This window comes from Sodaliphilus sp. (assembly GCF_045598405.1).
GTDB lineage: Bacteria > Bacteroidota > Bacteroidia > Bacteroidales > Muribaculaceae > Sodaliphilus > Sodaliphilus limicaballi.
Genome location: NZ_JAZLLZ010000173.1, coordinates 1 through 11247 on the forward strand (window position 1 = coordinate 1; position 11247 = coordinate 11247).

An 11247-nucleotide genomic window follows, 5' to 3' on the forward strand; every position below is an offset into this window, starting at 1 on the left:
TTGTCCGGCAGGACAATACCTGAATAACCCCCACCGCCGAACCGAGCGAAGCGAGCTCGGCAAAGTGAGCAGCGGTAAGTCGGCGAAGCCGGTGCCGCGGATAGCGAACCTTTGCCAACATTCGAAGTGGCGGTGGGGGAATAAATGCAACACGCACCGCGTCCAGCAGGACCCTAATCGGAGCAAATGGGTGAGGCTCAAATGGTTTCACATGCTAAAGTTGAGTTATATTCCTACAAGATGTTGTTTTTTTGTTTTTTGGCATGTTTTGATGCGGTTGCTCTGGTAAAAACGCCAGTAGAAGTTTTCTACCGAAAATGTTAAGTTGATGTAGGGATGACATTCCAGTGTCGTCAGCAATGTCGGAACGCAAAAAAAATCCCGAGACATTATTTTGAGATTGTCTCGGGAAATCGTCTTAACCTATTGTTACGAGTGTGCTTATTTCTCGCTCTTTACTTCTTTGTTGTCTTTCATGTCGCCCTTATGGTGCTTGTGCATGTCGTCGCGGTGTCCCTTGCGAGGTCCCTTGCCGTCCATGTTGCGACGGTTTTTCTCCATCTTCATGTGCGAGGCGTTGTTGCGGTCTTTCTCATAGATAACCTTGATTTGCTGTGGAGAGAGGAAAGTGCGGAACTTGTTGTAGTACTTCTCGCGCACGTCGATGAGAGCGCGGCTTGTTGCAAACTGGTCCTTGATTTCCTTCTCGACCTCGGCGTCGGTCTTGCGCGCCTTCTCGTCCTTCTTGCCCATCATGGGTTTGCCGTTCTTGGCAAACACCTCGTGAGTCTCCTTGAGATATTCCTTGTAAACCTCGATGAACTTGGCTGTGGTGGCGTCGTCGAGTTTCAGGTCTTCGGCAATCTTTGTTGCGCGCATCTGCACCATCTTCTCGGGGTTGAATTGACGCTTGTTTTCTTTCTTGTCGTTCTGTGCATTAGCGTTGAAACTGAATGCCATGATGATGCCGAGCATCATTGCGAATAGAGATGTTTTTTTCATAATAGTGTAAATTTTAAAGTGTTTCTAATAATTCTTGACAGTGAAGGAATTCATCTACATCGTTTATAGCGATGCACTCGTCGAGTTCGTCGTCGGTCAGGTAGGACTCAAGATTCTCAACGGGCTGTGTTGCCTGCGTGATTTCTTTAGAGCCTTGCGGTGTGGCTATTGACTCGGCTGTTGCGACCTGCTGCTGACCGTTGCTTGCGAGCAGTTCATTCAGGCCGTGTGCAGGAACCGCTGGTTGGGTGTTGTGCAGTGCGATAGATGCTGTGACAGCCACTGCCAGTGCCGCTGCTGCCCCCATGCTCCACCTGATGAGATGCATGCGCCTGGTGCGCTTGCGCTCGCGGGCGATTGATTGCTCAATGTCGCGCTTCGTCGTGTCGAAGAAACCCTCGGGCACGGTGAATGGTGCGCTTCGGTCGAGTTTGTCAATATCGAATTCCATATAGTTGCGTTGTTAGTTGTTAATCATATATTTAGTTACTTTCTCTTTGGCATTGTGGTAAGTGACCTTGAGCGACTCGACAGTGCTGCCTGTGATGGCGCTGATTTCCTGGTAGGGAAGTTCGTCGTAGTATCTCAAGTTAAAAACCATTCTCTGGTTGTCGCTCAACGTGAGCAGAGCTTGCTGGAATTTCACTTCCATCTCCTTGCCGTAGTCAACGTGGGCCGATTCCATGAGTTCTCGTGTGAGAGACTCGTTGTCGCCTATCGTTGATAATGCTGTTTCTCGCCGCCGTTGCAGGTGCCGCAGGCATTCGTTGGTGGCAATGCGGTAAACCCATCCCTTCAATGCTGCCTCGTCCTTGAGCGACGATAGTCCTTTATATATATTAATGAACGTGTCTTGCAAGATGTCTTGAGCGTCTTCGTGCGAGAGGACCATGCGCCTGATGTGCCAGTAGAGCGGTTGCTGAAACTTGTCAAGCACTTGCTCGAAGGTGACGGCTGGCGTATTTTTATGTCGCGTGAATAGGTTCATTAATCTTGCTTTTGTTAGTTAGAACGAGCAAAGTGCATAAGGTTAATCGGAGCTGGCATTGATTTAACATATTTTAATGCTACAATATTGTTAAATGTGACGGTGGATATTGTAGGATTTGCTGAAAATTCGTAATTTTGGAACGGAAATAAGATACTATACAAGAAACCTAAATAAACTTACGGTTTGAGTAATACCTATTTAACCTAATTATTTACTTTAAAAACTTTTACTGCATTTATGGCTAAGTACATTTTATCACTTGACCAGGGAACAACCAGTTCTCGTGCAATCGTATTTGACCACGACGGTCAGATGTGTTCTGTTGCTCAAAAAGAATTTACCCAGCACTTCCCCAAGCCGGGTTGGGTGGAGCATGACCCTAAAGAGATATGGTCATCACAGGCATCAGTGATTGCCGAGGCAATTACAACCATGGGCATCAACGGCAAGGACCTTGCGGGTATCGGTATCACCAACCAGCGCGAGACAACTATCGTGTGGGATGCTGCTACAGGCGAACCCGTTTACAACGCTATTGTGTGGCAAGACCGCCGCACTGCGGAGTACTGCGACTCTCTCAAGGAGCAAGGCCTCGTTGACAAGATCCGTGAGAAGACAGGCCTCATCATCGACGCTTACTTCAGCGGCACAAAAATTAAGTGGATTCTTGACAATGTAGAGGGTGCACGCGAGCGTGCCGAGAGAGGCGAACTGCGATTTGGCAACGTTGACACATGGCTCATCTGGAACCTCACTCGCGGCGAGGTACACGCTACCGACGTGACCAACGCATCGCGCACAATGGTGTTCAACATCAAGGACCTCAAGTGGGACGAAGAACTCCTCGACTTGCTGGGCATTCCCGCTTGCATGATGCCTGAGGTTAAGGCAAGCAGCGAGGTATTTGGTTACACCAAGACTACCATCTTTGCTCACGAGGTACCCATCAGCGGTGTTGCTGGTGACCAGCAGGCAGCTCTCTTCGGACAGATGTGTGTTGAGCCCGGTGCCATCAAGAACACTTACGGCACAGGCTGCTTCGTCATGCTCAACACCGGTGACAAGCCCGTAGTGTCAAAGAACAACCTTCTCACTACTATCGCATGGAAGATTGGCGACCGCGTAGATTACGCTCTCGAGGGTTCAATCTACGTGGGCGGTTCGGTAGTTCAGTGGCTGCGCGACGGCCTGGGCATCATCAAGAGCTCAAGCGAGGTTGAGGAACTTGCAGCAAGCGTGCCCGATGCAGGCGGCGTTTACTTCGTTCCTGCTCTCACCGGTCTTGCTGCTCCCTATTGGGACCAGTATGCACGCGGCACCATGGTAGGTATCACTCGTGGCACTACTGCTGCTCACATCGCACGCGCTGCCCTCGATGGTATCGCATTCCAGACCTATGACATCGCTAATGCAATGTGCAAGGACCTGGGCACTCCCCTCACCGAGCTCAAGGTTGACGGTGGTGCATCTCGCAACAACCTGCTCATGCAATACCAGGCCGACCTCCTTGGTATCGACGTTATCCGTCCCAAGGTAACTGAGACTACTGCACTCGGTGCTGCTTATCTGGCAGGTCTCGCAGTGGGCTTCTGGAAAGACCTCGAAGAGATTAAGACCCAGTGGCAAGAGGAGAAGAAGTTCACTCCCAAGCCCGAGGACGAAACTCTCAAGGCTGCAAAGAAGGGCTGGGCCGACGCTATTGGTCGCACTCTCACAAAGTAAAATTCATTATTTCTAGAAATTCTAGAAAGTCTAGATATATCTAGAAATTCTAGAACCTTTATCAATTAATATTAATTTTTAAACAATAAATTATGGAAAATTATATTCTTGAGTTCTTCGGAACATTAGTGTTAGTTCTCTTCGGTGACGGTGTGTGCTGTGCATGCTCATTGAACAAGTCTAAAGCCCAGAACGCAGGTTGGGTAGTTATCGCCCTGGGTTGGGGTCTCGCAGTTATGATGGGTGCTCTCATCGCAGGTCCCTCTGGCGGCCACCTGAACCCCGCTGTTTCTATCGGTCTCGCTCTTGCTGGTAAGTTTGAGTGGGCTCTCGTTCCCGGTTACATTGCAGCACAAATGCTCGGTGGTTTCGTGGGCGCAGTTATAGTTTACTTGTTCTACATCGACCACTTCAAGGCAACCGAAGACCAGGCTACCAAGCTGGGCGTATTCTGCACAGCTCCCGCTATCAAGAACACTCCCATCAACTTCTTCGGCGAGTTCGTTGCTACATTCATGCTCATGTTTGCGATCCTCGTTATGGCTAACTTCGGCGGTCAGGTAGGTCTCGTGGGCATCACTTGGGTTATCACTGCAATCGGTATGTCACTGGGTGCAACCACCGGCTATGCAATGAACGCTGCCCGTGACCTTGCTCCCCGTATTGCTCACGCCGTTCTTCCTATCCCCGGCAAGGGTGGTAGCGACTGGGGTTACAGCTGGATTCCCGTTGTTGCTCCTATCGCTGGTGCTGCAGCTGCAGCTCTCCTGTGGGGTGCAATGGCATGCTGCTATGCTCAATAATTAACAGTAAATGAGAATTACAACTATGAAGAAATATATTCTTTCACTTGCAGCGGTTGCTATGGCAACAACTGCAATGGCAAGCGACTATATTCACGCTAGTGCTGGTCTTGAGACTTCTCACTTGTGGCGTGGTATCGAGGTGTCTTCGGGTTTGACCTATAATGCAGACCTCAGTTTCAGCGACAAGAACGACCACTTCCGCGTGGGTCTGTGGGGCGGTGGCATGTTCAACGGCGACTACAAGGAGTTTGACTACTACATGAGCTATACCAACAAGGGCTTCACCGCAAGCGTGTGGGATATCTACAACTTCAGTGACGCAGCTCCCGGCAACCACAAGATTTTTAACTACAAAGTGAATGAGACATCTCACTTTATTGATGCTGGCGTGGCTTACAACTTCGGTGCAACAACCAAGGTGCCCTTGACCCTGTCATGGAACACAGTGATTGCTGGCCGTGACCGCGGTGTTACAGGCACGAAGAACTTGTACTCAACATTCATCAACGCTGCTGTTACCGCTTATGACAGTGAGAAATGGAACGTTACTCCCAGCGTGGGTGCATCATTCGCACTCAGCCCTGAGGACGGCATTGACGGCAACTTCTACAGTGCTGAGCACAACTTTAGCGTTGTTGACGTGCGCCTGAATGTAACCTATAAGTTGAAAATCAAGAACTATCCCCTGCCCATCACAGTGGGCGGCATGTGGAATCCTGATGCCAACAAGGGTTACTTCCGTGCAGCAGTGACACTTGTGAACCTCTAAAATCAGGAATCACATCCTCATTATAATCCTCACCTCGCATGGGGTGGGGATTTTTTTGCGGGATTGAGGGAAAGGTTGTAACTTTGCATTTTGAAAAAATTATATGGCTTGGTATAGAATAAAAAAAAGAAAATGATTTTTTTAGTTTATATGGCTCATGCCAAGAACCGTGCTCAAGGGAGTGAGCAGCGGTAAGTGGGCAAAGCCCGTGCCGCGACCAGCGAACCTCCCTTAAAATGGAGGACTCTGTCCTCAAAATGATAATACACTATCTGTGAGGTAATTCCATTTTGCTTGCAGAGCAAGCTATTTTCTAAGCGAAGCATAAAAATTATAATAAAAATATTTTCTTTTTTTACCAGACAACAATAAAAAAATAATGCTTTAGTTATGAAGAAATCATTTAGTCCTTATATTGCGGGTTATGTAGTGCTGTTCGGGGTGATGCTGTCGCTGTTGCTCACGGTTCCTAAAGGAGAGTTGCATGTGATGCTCAATAGCTGCCACTCGGCGGCTGGCGATGTGTTTATCCGGCTGTATTCCACCCTTGCCGAGTGGCCCATATATGTGATTGCGGCGACACCCTTGCTGTTCAAGAAGGTGAGGTGGTGGAGCATCATGTATCTCATCTCGGAATTGAGCGCGGTGTTACCTATACAGATATTAAAGCGTTCGTTTGACATGCCTCGCCCGGCATTGTACTTCGGCGAGAATGAGATTGGCAATGTGCTTCCTGTGGTTGAGGGCGTGAAGTTGCATCAGCATCATTCGTTCCCCTCGGGCCACACATCGGCATTTTTCGTGTTCTTCACCACGTGCGCGTTGCTGCTGACGCATTACTACACCCGTCGCGCATCGCAACCCACTGCACAACGCCAAGCTGCGCATGTCTTATCACTGATAGGGTTGCTGCTGCTTGCCGCCCTGGGTGGTTATTCACGCATCTATCTGTCGCAGCACTTCCTGCTCGATGTGTGTGTGGGCAGCCTAGTGGGCGTGTCTATACCATGCGCCGTGTATTACGTCCTCAACAAGTATAATAAAATCATTCCTAATTCTTAAACAGGGATTTCTGCTTGTCGTGAACAGGAGTTTTCACGTTGAACCAGTCAATCACTGTGTGGAACACGTGGTGCTGGTCGATGGGCTGTTGCGGGTTGGCAACCGTGCGGGTTGAGTCGTTGTGCCATAGCAGGAAAGGAATTTCATATTGCTCGCTCGGTGCGATGGACATGGGCACGCCGTGCATGAACAGTCCGTCCTCGCCAAGAGACTCGCCGTGGTCCGACACGTAGATCATCGCTGCATGCCAGCCGTCGAGAGTGCGCAGCGAGTCAATGATGCCGCGCAATATGTGGTCGGTATAGACGATGGTGTTGTCATAGGCATTGTGGAGTTTCTTCAAGTCCTTGCGAGCGTCTTCCACATTATCGGCAATGGGGGTGAATGTCTCAAACTGTGCAGGGTAGTGCGTCTGGTACTCTGGCCCGTGGCTGGTGCTGGTGTGCAGCACGATGAACACCTTGTTCTTGTCGCTGCTCATGATGCGTTCCTTGAGCCCTTGCGTGAGCAGTTCGTCGTGGTCGGGGTTGTCCCATTGGTAGGTAGCAGCAAGGTCTTCTTTCTTGAGGTATTCCTTGATGTGCACGGGAGGCTCACCCCAGTTGGATGTGCGCCACACCACGTCGGCCCCGGTACGGAAGAGATAGTTGGGGAGAATCTCATAGAGGTCGCTGGTCTCCTTATATTCCAGAATGCTCTTCACACCTGCGGTAGTGTAGGTGGCGCAAGAGCGTGCATTGAATACGTGCAAGTCGGTGAGTTCGCTCAACTTGGGATTAGTGGGACGGTCATAGCCGTAGAGCTGGAAGTTGGCCTTGCGTGCCGACTCGCCGATAACGAGCACCAAGACGCTTTTCTCATCGTCGGTAAACTGTGCGTCGGGCAGCTTTATCTCCTCCTTTTGCTCGGCAAAACGAGCGTTGACCATGCGTATCATGTTGGCCGTGTAGCCCCAGGGCATGACAAGTCCGCCCAGCTCGGTTTCATATTTTCCTATCCACAGCACTTGGTTGAAGTTGATGAGCACAAGCAAAACCGACACGGCGAGGCTGCCTCCTGTCCACTTGGCTAATGATTTCCACGTGCCGCGGTCAGTCCTTTGCAGGAGTAAGAGTATGGCAGGCAGCACACCGAAGACGAGAGAAAAGACCACGAGCTGCCAAGTGAAGAACCCTGATGCCTCGGAGAAACGTGTGTTGAGCACGTTGCTCATCATGGCACCGTCCATGAAGTTGTGATAGGTGACCACAAAGTAGGAACACACGCCGTTGAGCAGGGCAAATAATGCAAGTAACACCTTTCCCGCCACCCTGAACAGGAACACCAGCAGGTAGAAGGCGAAGAAATTGAGTGTGACAAGCAACAGCCCCACCGATGCCACGAGCAGCCAGTGAGAGGCATTAGAAAAGTCGGCATGGTCAACTACAAACAGGACAAAGGGTATGTTGTAAAGCACGAGGTTGAGAATGCTGCACACGGCGGCAAACTTCACCAGTGACACTTGTTTTTTCAAGAAGTTGAATAGTTTCATATAGGATGTTTTGAGAATGCAAAATTAGGAATAAAAATTGTGATTACAAAGTAAAAATCATCAATTCACGAGGGGGTAACCAGGGGGTAAAAATGGGTTTATTGCTCAAAATTAGGATATTACAAAAATTTTTCGTAACTTTGCAGCGCAATTAAACCAAAACCGCTTATGAAACATCTATTTTTAGCTGCTCTGGCAGCGATGGGACTTAGCGCTATGGCACAAACGCTCAACGTCAACGGCACGCTGTATCACCCTGGAGGGTCATTGAGCTGGTACACAGCAAGCGGCGACCGCATTGACAATGAAAAGCTGAAGAAACGCGAACTGAAATGGGTGGCTGCTTCGCCCGATGTGTTCGCGGCTGGTTTTAAGATGGGCGACACGATTCTCGTAAAGTGTGAAAGTGCTCCCGACCTTAATGGCAAGTGGGTCATTAAGGACCGCATGGGCAAGCGTACACGTCGCATGATCGACTTCCTGATGGCCAAGGGCGACACCTACGGCCTGAAAGGACGCGCAAGCCTCTCAATATCGAAGGTAAAGTAATTTCTCCGATTTATTTCATCCGTTCTTATTTACATAGGAACGGATGAGTTTTTTATTACTCAACTTTAGTATATGGAACCATCTGAATTTCACCTATTTGCTCCGATTAGCGTCCTACTGGACGCATCTGCTTGTTGATACTATACCCCCACCGACGGTGGGGGGTATTCAGGTATTGTCCTGCCGGACAATAAATTAGCAACAATTGCTATAAAAGCAAAAGTTGAGTTTATTATTGTTGACAATGAAAAAAGGGATCAGCGGATTTTCTTGGTTGGTGAAGCAAGAAATAGATAGGGAGAATAGGTGAAATATCCCTTTGGGGATGTGATATGGTAGGCAGCCATGCAGGCGTGCCATGGGTACGCCTAAATGTCTGTAAAAAGCAGATAATAATTGCCTGTGCCATCTAGGTACGGAATAACGAATTAGCAAACAACTTGCTACCACATCATGTGATATTATTATTCGTATTTTTATCCCACACCCAAAGGCATGGTTTGCTTGTGATTCCTTTATTCCAGCCATGAAGGTCTGCATTTGCAGGACGATATGGCTGGCTACCATATTCCATCCCCATGGGATGGTCATAAAGTGACATCAGGAAATTCTGTTGGTTCGTTCTTTTGTTGCATCGCCAGCCATCGCACACCTGTAGCCTTTTCCTGCTTGATGCCCTCAATACCCCTCTGCGCATTGTTCACAAAGATAGGTTTATCCTCATCACACCTGCTATTACCTTTCTTTCCAGTATGCCAGTTCTCTGCTTTGATTGTGTAAACAGCTTTTTGATATCTGTTACATTGTTGTATTTGCGCGCACCCTTTACTCCGTTCTCTCTCCACCTTCGCCAACTGACCCTCGCTTGCGTCAATCCATGCCACGTCACTGGTCTTTACCTTGGCAGAATACACCTTGCCGCCACCAGCGTAGTCCTTCGCTTGCATCTTCGACGGAGTGACAAAAGCACCATTCTCAATCGGGTGAGAGCTATACACCGTCAACTCGCCAGTGCCCGGTTGTTATTACTGTTTTATCTCGTCCTTCTAGAAATGTTTGCTTCTAATTTTGCAATGTGAAGTAAATTTATTAATTTCGCATTGCGAATTATGAATGAACTGATAGAATTGATTCGGAACGATGAGTGCCGCGGTGCTGTGAAGTGTGCCGACGGCAGCGTTCACAAGTTTATGCATCGTGGTGTTATAGACTTGTATCGCCTTGTTGTGGAGTCGGGTATTGACATTAGCGGTGGTGCTGCTGCCGACCGTGTTATAGGCCGCGGGGCTGCTTTGCTGTTAGTCAAAGCTCGCGTGAAATGCGTTTATGCCTTCATGATAAGTGCAGGCGCGAAAGAGGTGCTTTTGAGCAACGGAATGGAAGTTGAGTGTGAAAAAGTCGTTGATTATATAGTCAACAGAACGGGTGACGGCATGTGTCCCGTTGAAAAATTAACCTTGCACACCGATGACCCCGACGAGGCTGTTATGTTAATCGGTTCTTTTTTAGAAAGTGTTATTCTGAAATAATAATTTAATATAATGAATACCAAATCATCGTCAACGGCTCTTTATAACATGAGCCTCACGCAGGGCAAGTCATACTTGTTTGCAACCTTGTTTATCATCGGAAACATTGTTTTTCCGCAGTTGTGTCACCTTTACCCCAAGGGCGGGCTCATTATACTGCCCATTTATTTCTTTACCTTGATCGCTTCATATAAATATGGTGTGAAGGTAGGTTTGATTACTGCGATTTTGTCACCATTGATCAATCATGTTTTCTTCGGTATGCCACCTGCTGCCACATTACCAATTATCCTTGTTAAGTCTTCAATTCTTGCCATTGCCGCTTCGGTTGTTGCTAGAAAATTTAATCGTGTGGCATTGCTTGGAGTTACTCTCGCTGTTGTTGCTTACCAGTTGTTGGGTGGATTGGTAGAGTGGGGTATCACCGGTTCGGTGCAGGCTGCTTTGCAAGACATATGGCTTGGATATCCTGGTATTTTTATCCAGATTTTGGGAGGTTATGCGGTCTTAAAGTATTTGTTGAAGAAATAATCATCAACTAAATGGAATACAAGCAGTACAATGGGTTTGGTTTGTCGCGATTGGGTTATGGTGCCATGCGTCTTCCCGAGAAGGACGGACGCATTGACCGTGAGGTTGCTTCAACCCTTATTGACAAGGCGATAAAAGGAGGTGTGACCTACATCGACACGGCTGTTGTGTATCATGCTGGTGACAGCGAGGTGTTCCTGGGTGAAGTGTTGAAGAAATACAGCAGGGATAGTTATTGCCTGGCTTCGAAATTTACTATAAATGCTTCTCCGGACTATAAAACAATGTTTGAAGAGCAGTTGCAGCGATTGGGTACGGATTACCTGGATTTCTACCTCATGCACGGCATTGGCGATAGCACCGCGCAGAGGTATATCGATGAAGGGGCTGTTGATTATTTCCTGGAGCAAAAGCGCAAAGGCCGCATCAGGTTCCTGGGTTTCTCCACGCATGCCAGTCCGGAAGTGCTCAAAAAATTCGTCAGTCATCACCAGTGGGATTTTGCGCAGATGCAGCTCAACTACTTTGACTGGAACTTCTCTCATACCGAAGAAGAATATAACATATTGCGTGACAACAATATCCCCATCGTCGTCATGGAGCCCGTGAGAGGCGGGCGGCTTGCCGACTTGATGCCCGAAGCCAACGCGATGCTCAAAGAGGCACATCCAGAGTGGAGCATCGCTTCGTGGGCATTTAGATTTGTGCGTAGCTTGCCCCAAGTGCAGGTGATTTTGAGCGGAATGACCACTCTT

Annotated in this window: 13 protein-coding genes; 8 read left to right on the plus strand and 5 right to left on the minus strand. The window is 48.5% G+C overall.

What is annotated here, in order from left to right; translation table 11 throughout:
• Nucleotides 1–441: 441 nt before the first annotated feature.
• Genes ACKI3C_RS11780 through ACKI3C_RS11790 form a run of 3 tightly spaced genes read right to left on the minus strand, consistent with a single transcriptional unit; the run spans nt 442 to nt 1990 of the window.
• Nucleotides 442–1002, minus strand: coding sequence for a hypothetical protein (locus ACKI3C_RS11780; protein ID WP_407405281.1), 561 nt, complete (start codon nt 1000–1002; stop codon nt 442–444).
• A gap of 13 nt (nt 1003–1015) precedes the next feature.
• Nucleotides 1016–1453 (minus strand): hypothetical protein, encoded by a 438-nt coding sequence (locus tag ACKI3C_RS11785; protein ID WP_407405283.1) that lies wholly within the window; start codon nt 1451–1453, stop codon nt 1016–1018.
• Between the two features lie 12 nt (nt 1454–1465).
• Nucleotides 1466–1990: an RNA polymerase sigma factor gene (locus ACKI3C_RS11790; protein WP_407405285.1), complete on the minus strand. Its 525-nt coding sequence runs from the start codon at nt 1988–1990 to the stop codon at nt 1466–1468.
• A gap of 240 nt (nt 1991–2230) precedes the next feature.
• Here ACKI3C_RS11790 and glpK point away from each other — a divergent pair, with 240 nt between their 5' ends.
• The 4 genes from glpK (at nt 2231) to ACKI3C_RS11810 (ending at nt 6352) form a co-directional block, all read left to right on the plus strand.
• A complete protein-coding gene (gene glpK, locus ACKI3C_RS11795; RefSeq protein ID WP_407405287.1) occupies nt 2231–3715 on the plus strand; it encodes a glycerol kinase GlpK in 1485 nt (494 codons plus the stop codon).
• A gap of 92 nt (nt 3716–3807) precedes the next feature.
• A complete protein-coding gene (locus ACKI3C_RS11800; protein ID WP_407405289.1) occupies nt 3808–4518 on the plus strand; it encodes an MIP/aquaporin family protein in 711 nt (236 codons plus the stop codon).
• A 25-nt stretch (nt 4519–4543) separates the two neighbouring features.
• Nucleotides 4544–5290 (plus strand): hypothetical protein, encoded by a 747-nt coding sequence (locus ACKI3C_RS11805; RefSeq protein WP_407405291.1) that lies wholly within the window; start codon nt 4544–4546, stop codon nt 5288–5290.
• A gap of 390 nt (nt 5291–5680) precedes the next feature.
• Nucleotides 5681–6352 carry a phosphatase PAP2 family protein gene (locus ACKI3C_RS11810; RefSeq protein WP_407405293.1) on the plus strand — a complete coding sequence of 224 codons (672 nt, stop codon included), beginning with the start codon at nt 5681–5683 and terminating at the stop codon, nt 6350–6352.
• On the opposite strand, the gene eptA is transcribed toward ACKI3C_RS11810, so the two are convergent.
• Nucleotides 6342–7883, minus strand: a complete 1542-nt coding sequence (eptA, locus tag ACKI3C_RS11815; protein WP_407405295.1) for a phosphoethanolamine--lipid A transferase EptA — start codon at nt 7881–7883, stop codon at nt 6342–6344. The two genes, ACKI3C_RS11810 and eptA, sit on opposite strands and share 11 nt — an antisense overlap.
• Nucleotides 7884–8051: 168 nt before the next feature.
• Here eptA and ACKI3C_RS11820 point away from each other — a divergent pair, with 168 nt between their 5' ends.
• Complete coding sequence (locus tag ACKI3C_RS11820) at nt 8052–8432, plus strand: hypothetical protein (RefSeq protein ID WP_407405297.1); 381 nt, start codon at nt 8052–8054, stop codon at nt 8430–8432.
• A gap of 587 nt (nt 8433–9019) precedes the next feature.
• Here the strand turns inward: ACKI3C_RS11820 and ACKI3C_RS11825 are convergent.
• Complete coding sequence (locus tag ACKI3C_RS11825; protein ID WP_407405299.1) at nt 9020–9430, minus strand: hypothetical protein; 411 nt, start codon at nt 9428–9430, stop codon at nt 9020–9022.
• A 111-nt stretch (nt 9431–9541) separates the two neighbouring features.
• Between ACKI3C_RS11825 and ACKI3C_RS11830 the strand changes: the two genes are divergently transcribed.
• The 3 genes from ACKI3C_RS11830 to ACKI3C_RS11840 all read left to right on the plus strand — a co-directional run.
• Nucleotides 9542–9961: a DUF1893 domain-containing protein gene (locus ACKI3C_RS11830; protein WP_407405301.1), complete on the plus strand. Its 420-nt coding sequence runs from the start codon at nt 9542–9544 to the stop codon at nt 9959–9961.
• A gap of 12 nt (nt 9962–9973) precedes the next feature.
• Nucleotides 9974–10492: an ECF transporter S component gene (locus ACKI3C_RS11835; RefSeq protein WP_407405303.1), complete on the plus strand. Its 519-nt coding sequence runs from the start codon at nt 9974–9976 to the stop codon at nt 10490–10492.
• Nucleotides 10493–10503: 11 nt separating this feature from the next.
• Nucleotides 10504–11247 (plus strand): aldo/keto reductase (locus ACKI3C_RS11840; RefSeq protein WP_407405305.1); only part of this gene is annotated, 744 nt, incomplete at its 3' end.